We start from the raw sequence: 21,537 nt of genomic DNA on the forward strand, positions 1-21,537 counted from the left end.
ACAATTCTAAAGTAATTCTTGTAAAAATTTTTCAAAAGATAGTCACTTTGATAAAATATTATGAAGAGAGGGTGATAATGATGACAAAAGATATAGCAACAATGATTACAGAAATACGCGATCGTTTAAACTTAGTTAATAAAGGTTTGATTGATCCTGATAAATATTCCGAAACACATCGTGAAGATATTAAAGATATTTATGATTTTGTGACATCAAAGCAGTCGTTCACACCGCAAGAAATGTCAGGTATTACAGAGGCATTGGGTGAACTACGTCAACCATAATAGGAGGGGTATTATGACAAGAGATGAAAAATTACAACAATATGCTCAATTATTAGTACGTGTCGGCATGAATGTGCAACAAGGGCAGCCAGTTTTTATTCGAACAACAGTCGATGCGGTTGATTTTACAAGACGTATCGTCAAAGAAGCGTACGAAGCGGGTGCATCAGACGTACGTGTTAAATATGCTGATCCGATATTAAAGCGCTATGCATACGAGTACGAGCCACAAGATTTCTTTGAACAAGAAGTGAAAGCGTACGACGTTGAAGAACGTATGGATTATGCAACACGTGGCGCAAGCAACCTTGCATTACTTACAGAAGATCCAGACTTACTAAACGGTATTGATGCGAACAAGTTAAAAGCGACGCAATTACGTTATGGTCAAGCGTTCAAACCTTATATGATTCAATCACAGAAAAATGCTTTTCCTTGGCTCGTCGCGGCATATCCATCTGTTGATTGGGCGAAAAGAGTTTATCCAGATTTGGATGAGCAAGCAGCATTTGATAAATTTTTAGATGACATCCTCACAATTGTACGTGTGGATGGTAATGATCCAGTTGAAAATTGGCGTGTGCATACACAACAATTGAAAGATAGAGCGGCATGGTTAAACAACAAGGCATACAAGTCACTCCATTTTAAATCAGAGGGGACAGACTTACGTATCGGCTTACCAGACAACCATATTTGGGAAGAACCGACAAGTTTTACGCCGGATGGCCAAGCATTTGTCGCGAACATTCCGACTGAAGAAGTATTTACCGCACCACATAATCAGCAAGTGGACGGTTACGTTTCAAACACCTTGCCGTTAAGTTATAATGGTACAATTATTGACGGCTTTAAATTAACGTTTGAAAAAGGACGTGTCGTTGACTTCCAAGCGGAACAAGGTGAAGACGTCTTACGTTCATTGTTAGATACAGATGAAGGTGCACGTCGATTAGGCGAAGTGGCTTTAGTACCTGATGATTCACCCATTTCAAACCGCAATACGATTTTTTATAATACGTTATTTGATGAAAACGCATCGTGTCACATTGCATTAGGTTCTGCCTATGCATTCAACATTCAAGGTGGTACGGAAATGGATGACGCAACACTTGCAGAACACGGTTTGAATGATTCATTAACACATGTCGATTTTATGATCGGCAGTGCAGACTTAAATATTTATGGCATGACAGCTGAAGGCCAAGTAGAAGCAATTTTTGAAAATGGCAATTGGGCCAACCCATTATAGAAGAGGTAAATCGATGACATTAACTAAAAAATCAATGAAAGACTCTAAGACGTATAAGTCGCGACAAGTGTTCCCTCAAGATACAAATCATTTGGGCACATTGTTCGGTGGGACATTAATGGCAAACATTGATGAAATCGCAGCAATTTGTGCGATGAAACATGCGAACAATACCGTTGTAACAGCTTCAACGGACTCTGTCGACTTTTTACGTCCAATTAAAAACGGCGACATCGTAACGTATATCGCAATGGTGACATACTCTGGGAATTCATCTATGGAAGTATGCGTCCAAATTATGATTGATGACATTTATAAAGGTGAACATCAGTTGGCGGCATTAAGCTTTTTAACATTTGTCGCATTGGATGATGACGGTAAGCCGACACCGGTTGCAGAAGTTTATCCAGAGAACGATATAGAGCGCTGGTTTCATGAATCAGGCGAAGCACGTGTGCAACGCCGAAAAGCACGACGTGAAGAAAGTAAGCGAACGATACAGTTTTTATCAGAGATTAATAACAATCGTCGCCAATAACAATAACAAAGCACCTTTCTTAGTGATTTTAACTAGGAGAGGTGCTTTTATTCAGATATTAAGATTGATTGTACTTGCGATGCATGTCTTTTTCAAGCGCTCTAAAGTCAGCATTTGGATAATACATATTTTTCACAAGTAAGTTTGGACCAAGGCATTTAAAATGTGGGCAATGACAGTTGATTGACTGTGATAACGATGAGTCCAACCATTTGTCAAAGACAGTTGTTAACTTGTCATGTTGAATATTGGCTAACGTACCTGTTTCATCACCGAAGTCAGTCACGATGACATTTCCTGTAAAGACGTTGACGTTCAAGCGACTACGACCATCTGGATCATTACGCAGAGACACGTTCGGTGCGTTTAACAGACGTTCACGTAGCGCAGCGTCATGTTCATCTTGTAAACAAGGGAAAATAGGGAGCGTTCCGAAAAGCATCCAGACATTTGGATCACGTATATCTAATAAATGGTGCATTGCTTCTTTCATTTCACCTAATGATAATACTTCAAGTTGGCTCGCAAAGTCGGCAGGGTACATTGGATGAATTTCATGACGTTGACATTTCATCGTTTCTACGACTTCTTTATGAATTTTTTCAAGATGCGGTACCGTTTGTTGGTTCAACATCGTTTCTGCTGACACGAACATGCCTTGTTCACTTAATGTTTGTGCATTTTTCAGCATTTGTTCAAACAAGCGAACGCGTGCTTGTAAAGGGGGCTTTTTATCCATAGCGCCGAAACCAACTTCAGTGAATGTATCAAGCGTTCCCCAGTTATGAGAAATATGCATGACATCAATGTATTCGGCAATATCTAAGTAACGGTCGAGTGGCAATGTTAAATTGGAATTCATTTGCACATAAATACCGCGTTGTTTTGCATATTGTAACAATGGTTTAACAACTTCACGTATTGATTTTTTTGAGAACATCGGCTCGCCGCCTGTAATCGATATTGTGCGGAGTGTTGGGATTTCATCGAGGCGCTGCTTGATGAGGGACATCGGCAGTGGGTCTGGATCCTGTGTTTGCAAAGTATATCCAACGGCACAGTGGCTACAACGCATATTACATAGATTTGTCGTTGTGAATTCAACATTGCTTAATGCAAGATGACCATGCTGTTCAATGTCACGATAGGCTTCCCATGGATCGTTATCAATAGAGATCGGTTGTTTGTTAGTTACTATCACGTTAAAAACTCCTCATTTTTAAATTGTATGTGTATTTGATATGATATAGATAAATGAGTAAAAGATGGAAGTGGGACAGACAGTCATATTGATATTGTTCCAGCCCAGCTCTTAAACACATGATAAAAGTACAAAGCTATTATAAAGGAGATTTAACACGGATGAAAGAGCCACAAACAATTAATCAAGTAAAAGAACGTCTATCACAGTTCATTGAAGAGATGTCTCACGTGAACCCTGACGAAGTTGAAGTTGCAGACATTGACGAATGGATTGCCTTATTAGACCAATTGGAAGAAAAAGTAAGTCAATTACGTCAATCGTAAAAAAATTTGGCTTCTATGTTTAAAAAAGCGAAATGCGGTTAAACAGTAAGCACAATTTATATAAAGAAAGGTGAATCATAATGACAAAACAAGTAGCTGTATTATTAGCGGATGAATTTGAGGATATTGAATTAACAAGTCCAGCAGAAGCGATTGAAGCTGCGGGTCATAAAGTCGTGATTATCGGTGATGAGAAAGGCGCAACAATTAATGGGAAGCACGGTGAAAAAGCAGTTGCAGATGTAGCGATTGCAGATGCGAATCCAGAAGACTACGATGCCTTATTATTACCTGGTGGCTTTTCTCCAGACCATTTACGTGGGGATGCAGAAGGACGCTACGGTAAGTTCGCAGCACATTATATGACGGCAGATTTACCAGTGTTTGCGATTTGCCACGGGCCACAAATTTTAATCGACACAGATGCACTGACAAACAGAACAGTGACGGCAGTGTTGAACGTACGTAAAGACTTAGAAAACGCTGGCGCAACAGTTGTTGATCAGTCAGTTGTTGTTGATCGCAACATCGTAACAAGCAGAACGCCAGATGATTTAGAAGACTTTAATCGAGAAATTAAAAATCAACTTCAATAATTTTAAAACACACAATATAGTGCGCGTGATGCATGCACACTGTATTGTGTGTTTTTTAGGTTTAAGGAAAAAATAGGGAGCGGGACAGAAAGCTTATTTTTACAAAAAGCTTTCGTCGTCCCGCCCCGGCAAGGGTGACTAGAAGTGAAAAAAGTTTTTTAAAACGCATTTTCACTTCAGACACCTACTGCCATTTACAAATATTTGCTTACTTATTTAAAAAATTTTTCCTATGTCCCAGCCCCTATGTCAGACAATCTATTTATAAGAAACGTTTTGCTGCGGTTGACATTGATGGCATTTCATCAAGTACGAGTTTGCCATCTTCAGCCAAACTACGATACGCCCATTTTGCATAGTTTTTCGCTTCTTCAGGCACAATTTTACCTGGTAAAGGTGCAGCGTTTGGATCAACGTATACGTTAACGATAACTGGTTTGTGTTGTTGTACAGCTGTTTGTACGATAGCATCGACATCTTCGGGGTCTTTCAATGTGTAGCCAATACCGCCACAAATTTCAGCAAACTTCGCAAAGTCCATATCGCTAAATGAAATACCGTATTCAAGTTCGCCTGCTGCTTGTTGTTCGTATTTAATAAATGATAGCTCTTGGTTGTTCAACACGAAGAGCACCATTGGTAAACGATATTGTACAGCTGTCGCAAAGTCTTGCATCACCATCTCGAATGCACCGTCACCAGAAATGGCAATGATTGGACGTTCTGGAAAGGCAATGCGTGATGCAATAGCAGTTGGAAGGGCACAGCCCATCGTACCAAGCCAGCTTGAAATAATAAAGTGGTTGTTCACACCTAAATTTAAATAACGTGTTGACCAAACCGTTGATGTCCCAACGTCGGCTGCTACGACAGTATTTGGTGTGATCACTTTATTAATCGCATCCATTAAACGCTCAGGGCGAATCGGTGCGTCTGTGTTTGTACGATCCTCTTGCATCCATTGATCCCAAGTCTTTTTATGCTCGAGAATTTCGTTTAAAAATGGACGTTTTTCAACAGCGTCAATCGCATCATTTAACGCTTGTAATGCAAGTTTCGTATCGCCTACGATTGGTGCATCGATATTGAAGCGGTGTCCAATAGCGTCGCTATCACGGTCGATTTGAATCGCAGCAATATCTTTTTTCGGTAAATAGTCTACGTACGGGTAGTTCGTACCAATCATGATTAATAAGTCGGCATTTTGCATCGCTTGATAAGACGGTTTTGTGCCGATTTTGCCGATATTTCCTAAATTATATGGGTGTGCATCGCCAACGACTGTTTTTGCAGGCAATGTCACCATCGTTGGTATTTTTGCTTTTTCAATAAAAGCTTTTACTTCTTCTTTTGCCTCTTTGGCACCGAGTCCAACGAGTACGACAGGTTTTTTACTTTTATTCAGTAATGCAGCTGCACGTTCGATTTCATGTGCAGATGGTGGTTGTGGTGCAGCAAAGTCCTGATTGACGTGTTCTGGGAACTTTGCATCTATTTTTGTATTTAATATATTATTTGGCAGTGTTAAAACGGCGACACCATTTTCACGATATGCTGTACGAATGGCTTCGTCAACAATATCGAATATGCGTGGTGCATCACTATCTTTCAATTGATAATTGTAAACTGCAACATCTTCAAATAAGTGTGGCAAATCGACTTCTTGGAATGCTTTCGTACCGAGTTTGTGACTATCTGCTTGTCCGGCAAGAATAAGTTGGGGTACGTTATCCATCTTCGCGTCATACATCCCGTTTAACAGATGAATGGCACCAGGTCCGCCGATACCGAGTGCAACACCGATTTTACCTGTAAGTTTTGTATAAGCCGCTGCGGATAGACTCGCAACTTCTTCATGGCGCACATGTACAAACTTGATCGTTGATTCAACAGCTTTTAAGCCGTCCACAACTGCATCAATGGAGTCACCAGGAATACCGTATACGTGATCGATATCCCAAGCCTCTAACGCACGAATCAATCCCATGTTTGCTTTTACTTTTGCCATATGACATACTTCCTTTCAAAAATAAGACTGCTTATTGTATACCCACTTTTTCTAATTTATATCACTCATGCTCGAGACTGATTTTTCATGAATAGTATAGATTAAACGCGGGATACTTGATAAACTCAGATAAAGAAGACTAGAGAAAGTAGGTCATCATGCATGAGAAGATCTGACCGAATCCGCCAACAACAGCTAGAACAACACAACGAACCGCACTATAACACATACTATCGACCGGTAGGGACGCCACCGAATAAGCGGAGACCGAGACGTATTTTTCGCTCCATACTTTTTGGTGTGCTTATCTGTTTCATTTTATTTGTAGGCGTGATGTTCTTATTAGCCCAAAGAGCAGATGTTTCGGATTTAGAACAAATTGAAAATAAAGCGACATATGTCGATGGTGAAATGATGCCGAGTTATACGAAAGGGGCGTTTGTCGCAGTTGAAGATAGACGTTTCTACAAACATCACGGTGTTGACTTCCGAGGAAGTATTCGTGCTATTTTTACGTCGATTAAAGATCCAGATCGCTTACAAGGTGGTAGTACGATTACGCAGCAGTTAGTGAAAAATTATTACTATGATAATCAGCAAACGTTAACTCGTAAATTAAAAGAGATGTTTGTCGCATGGCGTGTAGAAGATGAGTATGATAAAGATGAGATTCTTAGCTATTATATGAATAATATTTTCTTTGGAGATAATAGTTACACGGTTGAATCAGCAGCGAACTATTACTTTGGGACGACGACGAATGTGAATAATACGAACTTGCCTCAGATTACGGTATTGCAAAGTGCCATTTTAGCGAGCAAAGTCAATGCACCATCTGTCTATAACGTCAACGATATGTCGCCATCATTTATTAATCGTACGAAAATGACGTTAGAAAAAATGAAGCAACAAGGTTATATTTCTGAAATGCAATATACAGAGGCGTTACAACAGTTAGGTGCTTAAGACGGACTGGTTAGCTTTCAGTAAGATCATCCCATACGACTCATTGTTCTAAAAGAGTCGGTGGGATATATTTATGCACTTTACCACTTTGTAAATCTAGTTGTTTTCAACACTTTACAAATTCAATTATAATGAGTACATTAAGTTATTTTCATGGATAAGGAGGGTGATGTATGGCAGTTATTTCTAAAATCGAAGTTCAGAAAAAAGATCAAGAACGTTTCAACCTCTATGTAGACGGCGCTTTTAAAGCGGGTATTTCTATCGATACGCTCGTCGCCTTTAATTTGAAAAAGGGCGATACGGTTGATGAAGCGCAAATTGAACGTATTCTCGCCCGTGAATATCAACAGCAAGCGAATAATCAGGCACTGAATTACTTGTCACATCGCAAGCGAACGCGCCATGAAATTGCGACACATCTCGCTGATAAAGATTATACAGAAACAGTAATTGCTGAAGCGATTGCTTATTGCGAACGATTGCGATTAATTGATCATGAGGATTATGTGGAGAGTTTAAAAAATACGATGTTGCGAACGACGGATAAAGGACCTGAAGTTTTTCGTCAGAAGCTTTACAAAGCAGGTATTGAAAAACCGTTGATTGAAGCGGGTGTTGCACAATATGTTGACGAGCAGCCTTTTGAACAAATTTATCAAATTGCTGAAAAGATTGTACGTCAAAAAAAGGGACCCGTTGCGAAAGTTCGACAGCAAGTGCAACAAGGACTTATGAAAAAAGGGTATCAACTTGAAACGATACATGCAGTTATAGATGCGCTAGATTTTGAACAAGATCCAGAAATGATCGATAACTTATTGCAACGAGATCTAGAGAAATTTTATAATAAATATGAGAGACGATATGATGGACGTCAATTAATCATGAAAACAATGGAAGCGTTAATGCGAAAAGGTTACGCTTATGATGATGTCCAACGAAAAATAAGAGAGAGTGGTATTGAAGATGCATAATAAACGTCTAAGCGAGATGGATCGCCAAGAGATTTTTCACGAGATACAGACCTATAAAGAAAAAATGCGCAAAGCTGAAATGAATGGTATTATGAATGAATATGATGTATATCAAAACAAAGTAGTGATTGCGGAAAGCTATTTAGTAGACCCTGAAACAGTCGAAATCGGCAAAATTTACCCACTTCAAGACGGTTCTGATGATCACTTCAAAGTGGAGCGTTTGAAAGGTGTTTTTGCATGGGGATACCGCATTAATAGCGTGCGCTTTGAAGAAGGCTTACCGCTCTCTTTATTAAAATTATAGAAGGGGTTTACGTAGATGAGTAATGCAATTGTGTTGAAGATGATCAACGTGACACACTATTACCGTAACCAAAAGAAACAAAATGTGCTTAAGCCCTTTAGTTATCAACCTGAAGACATTGAATTGAACAACATTTCGCTACATATTTATCAAGGAGAAGCACTCGGTATTATCGGGGAGCCTGCTTCATCCAAGTCGCTCGTTGGTGAGATTCTCGCCGGAACGGTATTACCTGATAAAGGGCGTGTCGTGCGAAAAGCATCCATGTTCTATGCGAATATGAATCAGAAAACGGTAGAACAAATTGAAGTTATAGATTATGTCAATGATGTAATTCAATTGTATGAAGACGAAGTGCCTAAGCATAAAGTGATACAAGTCATGAAATACGCGCACTTAGCGGACTATAAACACGAGCTCGTACGCAATTTGACAGATGAACAATATGCACAACTGTTGTTTAGCTTAGCACGTTCATCTAATGCAGAAATCATTATTTTTAGTCATATTTTATCGTATTTAGATGCGTCATTTTTTGAAAAAGCGAAAGCGATGTATACGGAATACATAAATAAAGGCTTAACGTGGATTGCGATTGATAATGATATTTCTAAAATTAAAGCGGTGAGCAACTACATCGCATGGATTTCACATGGCCAATTGCGCATGGAAGGTGTTGTCAAGCATGTGATACCGGTGTTTGAACGTCATGAGCAAGATCGTCAAAGCATTGAGTCAGAGGAAGCGTTGGAGCATTTTGATGAAGATTGGAAACGTAATCGTTCGAGAATGCCGGAATTAACGTATAATTTTAAGCGTATTGAACGTTATCATCATGCACAGCCACCGGTATTTTTATCGCGCATATGGACGTGGACAGCCATTTTTCTAGGTGGCATGATTTTGTCCGGCTTGTTTATATTTAATGATTTAGGAAAGTTGGATACGTTACAATTTACCGCGCAAAATGGCTTGACGTCTCAATCAGAAGATCCGTATGTAGAAAAGTTGGCATATGGGATTGTAACAGCAAATCAAGCCACATTATCACCATTGAAACATAAAGGAAATGAAGTCAATGTGCCCTATCATACGGTTGCGACGATTACAGGTGAGAACAAGCGCAAATATCGTGTGACGCTTAATGATCAAACGTATAGTGTACCGAAAGAAAAGTTTTATTACTTCAATCCAGCAGCCCTTTATAATGACGTTGAACGTGATACATTAGCGCCATTTATGAAACAAAATTATATTAATTATGTAGACTATTTTAACGGTGAATTGCATAAATCTCATGACGAGGTAAATGAAAAGCTCGTGCCAGAAAAGAAAAACCGTTATGTCGAACCGATATTGGAACAACCGATTGCGATGTTATTTGATGATCAAAACAAGTTGATTGGTTATCAATTTCCAATTGTGAAAGAAGATCAGTTGAAAGAAAAATTTAACATTGATGATGATATTTGGGTAGCTAAGACTGAAGCAGGCTACTATATTGCAGATTTTAAAGCACATCAATGGATATTTATAGAATTGTAGGTGAGCATGTGTGGTAGAGAGCTTCATTCGATTTTTTCATGAAATACCACGATTTTTTCGTTATGCGCTATATCGCATTAAAATGCATCGACGCTGGGTACTAATCACTTTTCTTGTGAGTAGCTTACTCATGTTGCTAACAACGTTGTTTTTTCGTTTGTTTGGAACAATTGATATTACACAAGTTTCTGTACACTATCGTCTTACAGGCATTGTGACATTTGCGGTGATTTGGATTGCAATCTATAACAACTATCGTTTCTTTCCACGAGATTATTATGTCACGCGACACTTTAATAGCAGCCCGTTTTTACATGTCGTATTATCAGGTGCGCTGTATAGTATTGTCTTATTTGTGCTAATGATTGTTATGATTATTTTAAAGTCAATCAACACAGAGACGACGTGGTTTGGTGTATTATTCTATAGTGTGATGAGCATGTTTTTTATAATTACGTTGTCGTTTTTATTCGGCGTGATTTATATGCTATATCCTAAGCTAGATCGTTTATTTTATATTGTCTCAGCAATTTTATTTGTACTTGTGCCGATTTTTTACATTCCGGAAGATACGTCAAATCTCATAACACATCTACTCATGTTGAATCCATTTTATTATTTAGTGAATGGCATGCAACAGTCTGTAATTGTTGGACACGATGCTGTGAACCATCTCGGTTATCATTTATACTTTTTATGTTTTATGGGGCTGATGATTGTTTTTAGCTTTGCGTTAAGAGATTATGTGACGCAATTAAAGCCTAATGAACATACGAATACACAAGCTACAGAAGATGATGCGTCAACAGTAGAAGAAGCATAAAAAATCCCGATATACTTCCAATATTAGTGGAGTGTATCGGGATTTTTACTTTTAATGGGCATAGAGTTTTTTCATTAATTTATCTTCACTGAATACCCAACCTGTGTATGAATGTAAAACATTAAGTTCTTGATCCAAATGTGCAATGGCAACAAATTGATAATGCCCATTTTTTAAATAGCGTAAATCAATAAGTCGAAGCTCTGTCGTTTCATCATCGATATGTTCAATATGCCAACGATAAATGGACGAGAAATTTAAAAACGCACGAATATTTGGATCTCTTCTTACAGGTTTCATAATATTAATGTCAGGCAACGGTTGGCGTTTCACTTTATCACTAAATACGATATTTCTACCAAAGCTGCGGCCGACATAATCATGTTGTTCGGTTTGAATTGCGATACGCCATTGCATAAAACGAATGGTTGGTGCGATAAAAACTTTAGTCGGTTGCCCGAGGTGTTGTACTTGATTGAGCGCCTGTTTTTTTAACCAACCACGCATTTGGAAGCGCAGTATATAGTAGCAAATTAATAGTACGAACGTCGGTCCAAACACAACATATGGATGAACGCCCATTGACCATATTGCGATTGCTACGAGCAAAATTGTAAATATGATTGGGTCAAACGTATTAATCACACTGAGTTGAATCCATTTGTTTGAAAAAGGACGCAAGGCTTGTGTGCCGTAAGAATTAAAAATATCAACGAACACGTGGAGTGCCACGGCCAATTGTGCCCAAAGCCAGATATGCAATGGCGGGACACCTGTAAAAAAGGTGAAAGTGATAAACGTAATAAGTAACGGCCAAAGTATTGTAAACGGAATCGAGTGTGTAATCCCTCGATGATGGGTAATATATGTTGCGTTATTTTTTAATTTTAGTACAGTATCTATATCAGGAATTAAAGAACCAGCAATTAAAACTGTTGCTGTCGCCGCGAAGTTATCGGCAAGTGTTGGATCAGTTGTTGCAAGCGCAGTTAAACTAACGCCCATTGCGATATGTGTAGCTGTATCCATTTTTCTCACTCATTTCAATCATTCTTATATTTAATTATAATAGATAACCTGCATGAACTAAACTATTTCACATAACGATAAGGAGATATTTATGTATTTTGAAGAGACATTTAAAGGCGCACTCGTATCGTGGTTTCAGGAGAACCAGCGACAAATGCCATGGCGTGAAACGACTAACCCGTATTATATTTGGGTCAGTGAAGTCATGTTGCAACAAACACAAGTGGATACCGTGCGTAGCTACTATAAACGCTTTATCCAACAATTTCCAATGATTGAGGATTTAGCCAGTGCCGAAGAAGATCACGTTTTAAAACTTTGGGAAGGGCTCGGCTATTACAGTCGTGCACGTAACTTTCATACGGCGGCAAAAGAAGTTGTTGCGGAACATGGCGGAAAGGTGCCACGCAATCCAGAGGCATTTCTTGCATTAAAAGGGGTAGGTCCGTATACCCAAGCAGCTGTGATGAGCATCGCTTTTGACTTACCGTTAGCAACAGTGGACGGTAATGTTTTTCGTGTATGGTCACGACTGAACGATGACACGCAAGATACGGCACTTCAAAAAACGAGAAAAGCGTATGAAACGGCTTTAGCACCTTATGTTCAAGAACAGTCTGGGACATTTAATCAAGCGATGATGGAGCTTGGTGCATTGATTTGTACGCCAACCACACCTTTATGTTTATTTTGTCCGGTACAAGCACATTGTGAAGCTTTCGATAAAGGTACAGTGTTAGAACGACCTGTCAAAACTAAAAAAATGAAAAAAACACAACATCCATTATATACGTTTTATATTGAAAATCAGCATGGCGAGATATTGATAGAACAACGTACTGCTAGCTTATTAAAAGGGATGTGGGAATTTCCAACTTATCCGGCAGATGTGGCGTTTGAAAAAATGACACAGCAATTTGGCGATAAGATAGTTATTGAGGAGGCACCAAACTTTGCATTAAAACATCAGTTTACGCATATGACATGGGACATCAAAGTATTTCGTGCTAAAGTAACTATCACAAATGAAGAAACAGGACAAGATTTACGCCGATGGATACCTACGTCACATAAAGAAGACTATACGTTCCCTGTGCCAATGACTAAAATCTATCATGCGATGCAGCAAGCGGATTGATTAAGTCGCTTGCGGTTATGTGCTATAATAATGCAGGAACATGACAAAAATTATCGTAATAAATTTATGAAATGGGGGGTAACAAGTGGTTAAAACGTGTATTCCAAAAGAAGGAACAGCGGTACAAATTCAATCCTACAAGCATGATGGCAATATTCATCGTGTTTGGTCTGAAACGACCATTTTAAAAGGGACAGAAGATGTAGTGATTGGTGGCAATGATCATACACTTGTTACTGAGAGCGATGGTCGAACGTGGGTAACGCGTGAACCTGCAATTGTTTATTTTCATTCAGAATACTGGTTCAATGTGATTTGTATGTTTCGTGAGGATGGCATTTATTACTATTGCAACTTATCGTCACCGTTTGTATGTGACGAAGAAGGTTTGAAGTACATTGACTATGATTTGGATATTAAAGTGTATCCGAATGGGAAGTACCATCTCTTAGATGAAGATGAATACGAACAACATATGCAACAGATGAATTATCCTAAAGATATTGATGTGATATTACGCGCAAATGTTGATATTCTTCAGCAATGGATTGAACATAAAAAAGGACCATTTGCACCAGATTTTATCAAAGTATGGCGCAATAGATTTCAAAAACTAAAAAATAAACAGTAGCGACAAATGGGGCGTAAGGGGTTCGTGTCTAGTCATGATACATGAGCACTTTACCCCCATCCGTTTGTCTTTATAATGGTTGAAGTAAGTGTCAGTCATATTTGCGTGCTGCTGCGACTTTGTCAATGCGTGGCAATTTACTCTGAATGTTGTTAATACGGGAAACATATTTGATCGTCGTTGAGATATTGTCAGCATGGCGTAACATATATGGCAGTCGTTGAGATATTGTCAGCATGGCGTAACATATATGGCAGTCGTTGAGATATTGTCAGTATGGCGTAACATATATGGCAGTCGTTGAGATATTGTCAGCATGGCGTAACATATATGGCAGTCGTTGAGATATTGTCAGTATGGCATATCATATTCAGACATCGTTTGTTGTCAATGGATGTCGCTAATTTTTGGACGCCACCGGGGTATAAACTATTACGTTAGTTTGTCTTTATTCGGTTTCATAGGTCTTCGCACACCATCGACTTAGAACCGGTCCCATCCATTTTAAAATAGTTACAATTGAATAATAGGAGGTAACACCATGATTAAACGCTATCTTGAGTTTGTAAAACCTTACAAGTGGTTAATTTTCGGTACCATCATTGTAGGTATACTCAAATTTGGCATTCCGTTGCTCATTCCGTTATTAATTAAGTACGTCATTGACGACGTGATTAATAATGGGGCATTAAGCATTTCGGATAAATATACGCAACTCATGTTTGCAATGGGAATTGCAGCATTTATTTTTGTAATTGTCCGCCCACCAATCGAATTTTTAAGACAATATATGGCGCAATGGACGAGCAATAAAATACTCTATGATATTCGTAAAAAACTCTATAATCATTTACAAGCATTGAGTTCTCGATTTTATGCAAACAATAAAGCGGGGGAAGTCATCTCACGTGTTATTAACGATGTAGAACAAACGAAAGAATTTATTTTAACGGGTCTGATGAACATTTGGTTAGACTGTATTACAATCGCCATTGCGTTAACTGTGATGTTCTATTTAGATGTGAAATTGACAGTCGCAGCGATTGTCGTTCTTCCGTTCTATATTGTGACAATCTATTACTTCTTCGGTCGTTTGAGAGAACTCACACGTCAGCGTTCTCAAAAATTGGCTGAAACACAAGGCTTTTTACATGAGCGTGTTAATGGGATGTCGGTGATTAAAAGCTTTGCGATTGAAGAAAACGAGGCAAAAAACTTTGATAAACGCAATAAAAACTTCTTAGATAAAGCGTTCAGTCATACACGTTGGAATGCCTATTCTTTCTCAGCAATTAATACTGTAACAGATATTGGTCCGCTTATTGTGATTGGTTTTGGTGCATACCTTGCCATTTCAGGTGATATTACAGTTGGAACTTTAGCAGCATTTATTAGTTATCTTGAGCAGTTATACTCACCATTACGTCGATTAGCGGCGTCATTTACAACACTTACGCAAAGTTTTGCTTCGATGGACCGTGTGTTTCAATTGATAGATGAACCGTATGATATTCAAAATTTACCGGATGCACAAGCGTATGATATTAAACAAGGGAATATCGGTATTCACAATATCTCATTTCGTTATAATGAAGATGAACGAGATGTGTTGAAAAATGTCTGCCTTGATATTAAACATGGCGAAACCGTTGCCTTTGTCGGTATGAGTGGTGGCGGTAAGTCAACGTTAATCAGTCTGATTCCACGTTTTTACGATGTAACAGCCGGAGAAATTACAATAGATGGACATCCGATACAAAACTTTGAATTAGGTAGTTTAAGACGTCAAATTGGTATGGTAGAACAAGACAATATTCTATTTTCTGATACAGTGAAGGAAAATATTTTATTAGGTCGTCCAGATGCGACGTTTGAAGAAGTTGTAGCAGCAGCTAAAAAAGCCAATGCTCACGACTTTATTATGACATTACCGAATGGTTACGATACAGAAGTAGGGGAACGTGGTGTCAAACTTTCGGGTGGTCAAAAACAACGCCTTTCTATTGCGCGTATTTTCTTAAATGATCCACCAATTTTAATCCTTGATGAAGCAACGAGTGCCTTAGACCTTGAAAGTGAAGCGATTATTCAGGAAGCACTTGAGGTATTAAGTCATGACCGTACAACATTAATCGTCGCACATCGTCTTTCAACAATTACGCATGCAGATCGCATTGTCGTTATTGAAAATGGCCAAGTCGTCGAAAGTGGGACGCATCAAGAACTTATGCAACAACAAGGTGCATATCAACGCCTTTATAATATTCAAAACTTATAAGCAAAAGCCATTCCAAAACAAGTTCATGTTCTGGAATGGCTTTTTCGCATGTTTATAAGTCGAAATCTTCTTCTAATATATCAATTTCTGGGTCGTTCGCATGATATTTAAAATAGCTAATACTCAAGCGATTTAAATGTTCCAAGTTATAACGATATTCTTCCAATGCAGAAATAACATGCATAATATTGCGATACGAGTAGTCTTGCTGATCAGGGTGATGTGTGACTTCATCTTGGAAAGCATCCATAATATCACGTTTGAGTGGGTTTGGAATGTGTTCCGTTGTTTCTGACACATTGAACTTCGCCTTTTTCGTTATACTGATTAAAATCTGCTCATGAAACTGTGTTAATTCATCAATTTCTAACTTCATTTGTAACAGTAAGGCATCACTCAAGTTAAGCATATCATTTTGATAGCGATTCATACGTTTCAGCACATCGTATGCGTCGCGTGTAGAAAGTACCATTTCTTTGAACAAAATCTTCTTTCTAATCAGTGCATAGCGTTGCTTTTTCGTAAATGGACGTTCCTCTTTATAGTATTCCAATAACTGTTCGACATTTACAATACGTTGACGTAAAACTTCAAGATCTGTTTTCACATGATTAAATTCTGTTGCATCGTTTAGCACGAGTTTAAACCATTTAAAAATATCAGTCGTAATGTGCAATGAGTTGTAATAAATTTTCGTTTCAAATTTCGGTGGAAGAAACGTTAAATTAACGATAAAAGAACTTAAGACACCGATCATAACTAATGTAAAACGATAAAAAGCAGAGACATAAAATGACCCATCGTGTTGCCCCATAATAATCAATGCCGTCACAGTTGCTAACGTTGCAACATGTGCAATATTCATTTTATACAGTAGCGCAATAAGAAGGATGACTGTTGCGCCCATAATAATCATGTTGTTCCCGAAAACTGAAACCATCGCAACGGCAAGTAAAGCCCCGATGATATTCCCTTGAAATTGGTCAACAATCGTCTTAAACGTTCTATATACACTCGGTTGCATAGCGACAACAGCAGCGATACCCGCAACAGTAACCATACCAGCGTCGCTTGGTAATAAACCTGCTATTGAGACAGCGAGTATAATCGCAATACCTGTTTTTAAAATTCTGGCGCCAAGTTTCAAATAACAGTCTCCTTTCTATGTAGTTGTTTTCAAGAAGGAAAGGAAGCGCATTTTGTTACGGCTTCCAATTTCCTACGTAAGGTGTAAAGCGTTGAGGTTTCTTCTATAGGAATACAGTTTCGCGCCTTCACACTTCTATATTATAGTTGTGAAAATGCGTAGTCGGCTGCAGCAATTGTTTTTTCAATATCTTCATCTGTGTGCTCAGTCGTTAAGAACCATGCTTCATATTTAGATGGTGCTAAATTAATCCCTTGGTGCAACATTAATTTAAAGAATTTCGCAAAAGCTTCGCCATCTGATTGATCAGCTTGTTCATAATGCGTTACTTTTTCATCTGTGAAGTAAACAGTCAATGCCCCTTTTACACGGTTAATCGTCGCTTTCACTTGATATTTATTTATCGCAGCTTGTAAGCCTTGTTCTAATTTCTCACCTAAACGATCTAGACGTTCATACACGCCTTCTTGTTCTAACACTTCTAATAAAGCAATACCCGCTTTCATAGAGAGTGGGTTACCTGCCATTGTTCCAGCTTGATATGCAGGGCCAAGTGGTGCGACTTGTTCCATAATTTCTTGACGACCGCCGTAGCCACCAATCGGTAAACCACCGCCAACAATTTTCCCGAATGCTGTTAAGTCAGGATAAACGCCTAGTAAATCTTGAGCAGCACCATAGTGGAAGCGGAAAGCTGTAATAACCTCATCGTAAATCACAAGTCCACCATATTCGTGTGTAATATCATTCACTTGTTCTAAAAAGCCAGGTTGTGGTTCTACCATACCGAAGTTGCCGACAATCGGTTCAACAAGGACACCTGCGACTTGATCACCCCAGTGTGCCATCGCTTCTTTAAATGCTTCAATGTTGTTGAATGGTACAGTAATTACTTCTTGAGCGACACTTTGGGGAACACCTGCAGAGTCAGGAGAACCTAATTGAGAAGGGCCACTACCTGCTGCAACGAGCACTAAATCAGAATGGCCATGGTAACAACCTGCAAATTTAATGATTTTGTTGCGACCTGTGTACGCACGGGCAACACGAATCGTTGTCATCACGGCTTCAGTACCCGAGTTAACGAAACGCATTTTTTCAAGAGATGGAATCGCAGCACGTAATTTTTTCGCAAATGCAATTTCAAGTTCTGTTGGTGTTCCGTATAAGACACCTAAAGCAGCTTGTTCTTGAATGGCTTTCGTAATATGTGGATGTGCATGACCTGTAATAATTGGGCCATACGCTTGTAAGTAGTCAATGTATTGGTTACCGTCTACATCGTATAAATAGGCCCCTTTACCTGATTTCATAACAACAGGCGCACCACCACCGACAGCTTTATACGATCTTGAAGGAGAGTTGACACCTCCTAAAATATACTCGTTAGATTGTTGCTGAAGTTGTTCACTTTTTGTAAAGTCCATTTGACTTCGACCTCTTTCTATTTAATCTTTCTTCTTATTATCGTATCATTATGTTATCGAAATCAAGAGAGAGGGATGTTTATGTTACAAAAAGGTATGCAATTTCCGGATTTTACATTGGTGAATCAAGATGGCGAAACAGTGTCTAAAGAAGCTTTGAAAGGGCAGAAAGTGATTTTATACTTCTATCCTCGTGACAATACGCCAACATGCACGACAGAAGCGTGTGATTTTAGAGACAATTTGGCGTACTTCAATGAGTTAAATGTCAAAGTGTATGGTGTTAGTGGCGATTCACAACGCAAACATCAAAATTTTGTTAATAAGCACCAGTTGAATTTTGATTTACTCGTTGATGAGGACTATCAGTTATCAGAAGCAGTTGGCGTTTATCAGGAGAAAAAATCATTTGGTAAAACATCGATGGGTATCGTGCGCACAACATTTATTTTAGATGAAGATGGCAAAGTATTAGACGTGATTGAAAAAGTAAAAGTGAAAGAACAGATGGCACAACTTAAAGAAATATTGGAGGGATAAGTATGCGTGTTGTAAGTTTAATGCGTCTAGGCGATGAAGAAACACGGTTACGCGAACAATTTCCTGAAGTGACATTTGAATTTTATAAGCATCCAGCTGAATTGCCCAAAGAAACACAAAAAGAGATGGATGTTTTAATTTCATATCACAGCGCTGTGAATGCAGCGTTTATTGAAGCTGCGCCAAACTTGAAGTGGATTGCTTGGTATGCGACAGGGGTAAATAGCTTACCATTAGATTTATTACAGAAACGTGGTATTAAGCTCACAAACGGCAAGGGCGTTCATGCCCAACAGCTTAGTGAGTGGTTATTTGCGTATATACTTGATGACTTCAAACAATTAAAAGCGGTTTATAATGAACAAAAAGATAGACAATTCAACGGCAAACGTATGTCGAAAACATTAGATAATGCGACAATATTATTTTTAGGAACAGGTGTTATACCACAACGTGCTGCACAAATCGCGAAAGTATTCGGAATGCGTACAATTGGATTAAATACATCAGGTCATTCCGCGCCTCATTTTGATGAAACATATAGATTGGCAGATAGACAACAATGGTATCAGCAAGCAGATGTCGTCGTTAATGTTTTACCAGAGACGAAAGAAACATATCATTTATTGGCGTTAGATGACTTCAAAGCAATGGATCCAGAAACACTTTTTATTAACATCGGTAGAGGAACCGTTGTGAGCACGGATGTATTAGTAGAAGCTTTAAAGGAAAAAATCATTCGAGCAGCGTACTTAGACGTATTCGAAGTAGAACCACTACCAGCAGATTCGCCACTTTATGACCTAGATAACGCGTATTTAACGAGTCACATTACAGGTAATGGGGCAGACAATAGAGTGAAAGCAACGCAAATCTTTAAAAACAACTTTGCACATTTTCTCAATAATAAGACTCTAATTGAGAATGTTGTAGATCTCAATAAAGGATATTAGTATATATATTGACATCATATTAGTAAAAGACTTATATTATTGTTAAGTAATAATTATTATTAATTGGAAAGACGGGTGAAACGAATGAGCGCAGAATTGGAAACACACAACCATCATCATGAACATCAATTGGATGAATCAATCGCTTCTTTAAGAAAAGCAGGTGTGCGTATTACACCACAACGCCAAGCGATTTTAAAGTTTCTCATCAAAGTTGATACACATCCAACTGCTGACGAGATTTATCAATCTTTATCACCTGATTTTCCGAACATAAGTGTTGCAACGATTTATAACAATTTGAAAGTCTTTAAAAAAATTGGCATCGTCAAGGAATTAACGTATGGTGATGCATCGAGCCGTTTTGATTTTGATACACACAATCACTACCATGTGATATGTGAAAAATGCGGTAAGATTGTTGATTTTCACTATCCATTATTAAGCGAAGTGGAACAACTCGCACAGCACGTAACGAATTTCAATGTTTCACATCATCGCATGGAAATTTATGGGGTATGCGAATCTTGTCAACAAGCAAGTCAAGATAAATAATGATAAGCACTTCTTTCTATAAAACAACTGTTTATAGAGGGGAGTGCTTTTTACGTTATTAATTAAAGATAAAGAAGGGAGTTGTCGGCGGGGAATTCTAGTAGATTGATTGTTTGGATCAGTGTGTGGTGTTAGGGCATCGATGTGAAATTTAACAAAAATTTGTGAATGGCAGTAGGTGTATGAAGCGGAAATACGTCATTGTGGTTTGTTTCACTTATAGTTACCCTTGTCCGGTCAATGAAAGGTTTTGGTAAAATGCGTTTTTGGTTCTGCTCTTAAATGTTTGCGTTGTTCGTTTGAGTTAGGATAAAGACGAGCTTATTGGAGAAGTGTTTTAAGCTAAAAGTATGTGTCTTTATATTTATCGCAACTAGTAGTTATCGATAAAGATATTATTAGAAGCTCTTTCGCTTTTATTCGTATATGTCTTTGTAATATAGAAAATACTGAAACATGAATTTGTCATATCAAAGCATGGTCTATAAGTCGTTTTTAGAAGAAAAGGTGATTTATTGTACAGTAACAATATGCTGAAACTTAGTTTTTGCAAATGATTCTTACATAATTTAACTCAAAAGGTGTTTCATTTCTTTAGTGTGGTAAATTTGCTGTAAAAACCCTTAGAATTTCTGTTGACGTTTTGTAAATACCTTGATAAGATATAGCAGTCGTCGCAAGAAATGACTTAAAGATATTATTAAATTCACTTTTTAAAACAAGTTAAGAAAGTGTAAAATTAATACTTGAACTTTTCATTGCAAGACTTTATGATGGATATTGTTGAAATGAGCGAAACATTTTGACAAAAAATATCACAAAAAACGATTTAAAAAAACTTAAAAAAGTAGTTGACACAACGAAATGTTTTAAGTATAATTGTTAATCGTAGCAGTAAAAAATGAACATTGAAAACTGAATGACAATATGTCAACGTTAATTCCGATAATTTGAGTACTCAGAGTAGTACTTTCAAGAGTGATTGACTTAAACAATCAACGAGCTATATCAAG

Annotated in this window: 21 protein-coding genes; 16 read left to right on the forward strand and 5 right to left on the reverse strand. The window is 38.2% G+C overall.

Translation table 11 applies throughout. The features are described 5' to 3' along the window. Positions 1 to 80 precede the first annotated feature (80 nt). Genes TP70_RS03345 through TP70_RS03355 form a run of 3 tightly spaced genes read left to right on the forward strand, consistent with a single transcriptional unit; the run spans position 81 to position 2,077 of the window. On the forward strand, positions 81 to 287 hold the full coding sequence (locus tag TP70_RS03345) for a DUF1128 family protein (protein WP_044359333.1): 207 nt from the start codon (positions 81 to 83) through the stop codon (positions 285 to 287). 13 nt (positions 288 to 300) lie between these two features. Continuing rightward, entirely contained in the window at positions 301 to 1,539 is a 1,239-nt protein-coding gene (locus TP70_RS03350) for an aminopeptidase (RefSeq protein ID WP_044359312.1), read from the forward strand. 13 nt (positions 1,540 to 1,552) lie between these two features. Continuing rightward, entirely contained in the window at positions 1,553 to 2,077 is a 525-nt protein-coding gene (locus tag TP70_RS03355) for an acyl-CoA thioesterase (RefSeq protein WP_044359313.1), read from the forward strand. Between the two features lie 58 nt (positions 2,078 to 2,135). Here the strand turns inward: TP70_RS03355 and yfkAB are convergent, their stop codons facing one another. After that, positions 2,136 to 3,278: a radical SAM/CxCxxxxC motif protein YfkAB gene (yfkAB, locus tag TP70_RS03360; protein ID WP_044359314.1), complete on the reverse strand. Its 1,143-nt coding sequence runs from the start codon at positions 3,276 to 3,278 to the stop codon at positions 2,136 to 2,138. A 161-nt stretch (positions 3,279 to 3,439) separates the two neighbouring features. Here yfkAB and TP70_RS12200 point away from each other — a divergent pair, with 161 nt between their 5' ends. Together TP70_RS12200 and TP70_RS03365 are read left to right on the forward strand one after the other, a co-directional pair. After that, positions 3,440 to 3,604, forward strand: coding sequence for an SE1561 family protein (locus TP70_RS12200; RefSeq protein WP_169743599.1), 165 nt, complete (start codon positions 3,440 to 3,442; stop codon positions 3,602 to 3,604). Positions 3,605 to 3,684: 80 nt separating this feature from the next. Next, positions 3,685 to 4,200, forward strand: coding sequence for a type 1 glutamine amidotransferase domain-containing protein (locus tag TP70_RS03365; protein ID WP_044359315.1), 516 nt, complete (start codon positions 3,685 to 3,687; stop codon positions 4,198 to 4,200). A gap of 262 nt (positions 4,201 to 4,462) precedes the next feature. On the opposite strand, the gene TP70_RS03370 is transcribed toward TP70_RS03365, so the two are convergent. Beyond that, complete coding sequence (locus TP70_RS03370; RefSeq protein ID WP_044359316.1) at positions 4,463 to 6,208, reverse strand: pyruvate oxidase; 1,746 nt, start codon at positions 6,206 to 6,208, stop codon at positions 4,463 to 4,465. A gap of 162 nt (positions 6,209 to 6,370) precedes the next feature. Here TP70_RS03370 and sgtB point away from each other — a divergent pair, with 162 nt between their 5' ends. From sgtB to TP70_RS03395, 5 genes are all read left to right on the forward strand, one after another. Beyond that, positions 6,371 to 7,174, forward strand: a complete 804-nt coding sequence (sgtB, locus tag TP70_RS03375; RefSeq protein ID WP_044359317.1) for a monofunctional peptidoglycan glycosyltransferase SgtB — start codon at positions 6,371 to 6,373, stop codon at positions 7,172 to 7,174. A gap of 173 nt (positions 7,175 to 7,347) precedes the next feature. Further along, positions 7,348 to 8,151, forward strand: a complete 804-nt coding sequence (gene recX, locus TP70_RS03380; RefSeq protein ID WP_044359318.1) for a recombination regulator RecX — start codon at positions 7,348 to 7,350, stop codon at positions 8,149 to 8,151. Next, positions 8,144 to 8,458, forward strand: coding sequence for a YfhH family protein (locus TP70_RS03385; protein ID WP_044359319.1), 315 nt, complete (start codon positions 8,144 to 8,146; stop codon positions 8,456 to 8,458). Before recX ends, TP70_RS03385 begins: the two co-directional genes overlap by 8 nt. A gap of 15 nt (positions 8,459 to 8,473) precedes the next feature. Beyond that, a complete protein-coding gene (locus TP70_RS03390; protein ID WP_044359320.1) occupies positions 8,474 to 10,003 on the forward strand; it encodes an ATP-binding cassette domain-containing protein in 1,530 nt (509 codons plus the stop codon). A gap of 82 nt (positions 10,004 to 10,085) precedes the next feature. Then, entirely contained in the window at positions 10,086 to 10,826 is a 741-nt protein-coding gene (locus TP70_RS03395; RefSeq protein WP_248783005.1) for a teichoic acid translocation permease, read from the forward strand. Positions 10,827 to 10,877: 51 nt separating this feature from the next. On the opposite strand, the gene TP70_RS03400 is transcribed toward TP70_RS03395, so the two are convergent. After that, entirely contained in the window at positions 10,878 to 11,855 is a 978-nt protein-coding gene (locus TP70_RS03400) for a metal-dependent hydrolase (RefSeq protein ID WP_044359322.1), read from the reverse strand. A 91-nt stretch (positions 11,856 to 11,946) separates the two neighbouring features. Here TP70_RS03400 and mutY point away from each other — a divergent pair, with 91 nt between their 5' ends. The 3 genes from mutY to TP70_RS03415 all read left to right on the forward strand — a co-directional run bounded on the left by mutY (position 11,947) and on the right by TP70_RS03415 (position 15,902). Next, the gene (gene mutY, locus TP70_RS03405) at positions 11,947 to 12,993 is read left to right on the forward strand and encodes an A/G-specific adenine glycosylase (RefSeq protein WP_044359323.1); all 1,047 of its coding nucleotides are present in this window, start codon (positions 11,947 to 11,949) and stop codon (positions 12,991 to 12,993) included. 85 nt (positions 12,994 to 13,078) lie between these two features. Then, positions 13,079 to 13,624 carry a nucleoside tri-diphosphate phosphatase gene (gene ntdP, locus TP70_RS03410; RefSeq protein WP_044359324.1) on the forward strand — a complete coding sequence of 182 codons (546 nt, stop codon included), beginning with the start codon at positions 13,079 to 13,081 and terminating at the stop codon, positions 13,622 to 13,624. Between the two features lie 541 nt (positions 13,625 to 14,165). Continuing rightward, positions 14,166 to 15,902 carry an ABC transporter ATP-binding protein gene (locus TP70_RS03415; protein WP_044359325.1) on the forward strand — a complete coding sequence of 579 codons (1,737 nt, stop codon included), beginning with the start codon at positions 14,166 to 14,168 and terminating at the stop codon, positions 15,900 to 15,902. Positions 15,903 to 15,954: 52 nt separating this feature from the next. On the opposite strand, the gene TP70_RS03420 is transcribed toward TP70_RS03415, so the two are convergent. Next, complete coding sequence (locus tag TP70_RS03420) at positions 15,955 to 17,049, reverse strand: FUSC family protein (RefSeq protein WP_044359326.1); 1,095 nt, start codon at positions 17,047 to 17,049, stop codon at positions 15,955 to 15,957. Positions 17,050 to 17,189: 140 nt separating this feature from the next. Next, positions 17,190 to 18,476 (reverse strand): glutamate-1-semialdehyde 2,1-aminomutase, encoded by a 1,287-nt coding sequence (locus TP70_RS03425; protein ID WP_044359327.1) that lies wholly within the window; start codon positions 18,474 to 18,476, stop codon positions 17,190 to 17,192. 81 nt (positions 18,477 to 18,557) lie between these two features. Here TP70_RS03425 and bcp point away from each other — a divergent pair, with 81 nt between their 5' ends. From bcp to perR, 3 genes are all read left to right on the forward strand, one after another. Continuing rightward, positions 18,558 to 19,016, forward strand: coding sequence for a thioredoxin-dependent thiol peroxidase (gene bcp / locus TP70_RS03430; RefSeq protein WP_044359328.1), 459 nt, complete (start codon positions 18,558 to 18,560; stop codon positions 19,014 to 19,016). 2 nt (positions 19,017 to 19,018) lie between these two features. Continuing rightward, positions 19,019 to 19,969 carry a phosphoglycerate dehydrogenase gene (locus TP70_RS03435; protein WP_044359329.1) on the forward strand — a complete coding sequence of 317 codons (951 nt, stop codon included), beginning with the start codon at positions 19,019 to 19,021 and terminating at the stop codon, positions 19,967 to 19,969. An 84-nt stretch (positions 19,970 to 20,053) separates the two neighbouring features. Continuing rightward, the gene (gene perR, locus TP70_RS03440; protein ID WP_044359330.1) at positions 20,054 to 20,524 is read left to right on the forward strand and encodes a peroxide-responsive transcriptional repressor PerR; all 471 of its coding nucleotides are present in this window, start codon (positions 20,054 to 20,056) and stop codon (positions 20,522 to 20,524) included. Positions 20,525 to 21,537: the final 1,013 nt, after the last annotated feature.

The sequence above is a fragment of the Staphylococcus microti genome, assembly GCF_000934465.1.
GTDB classification, from domain to species: Bacteria; Bacillota; Bacilli; order Staphylococcales; family Staphylococcaceae; genus Staphylococcus; species Staphylococcus microti.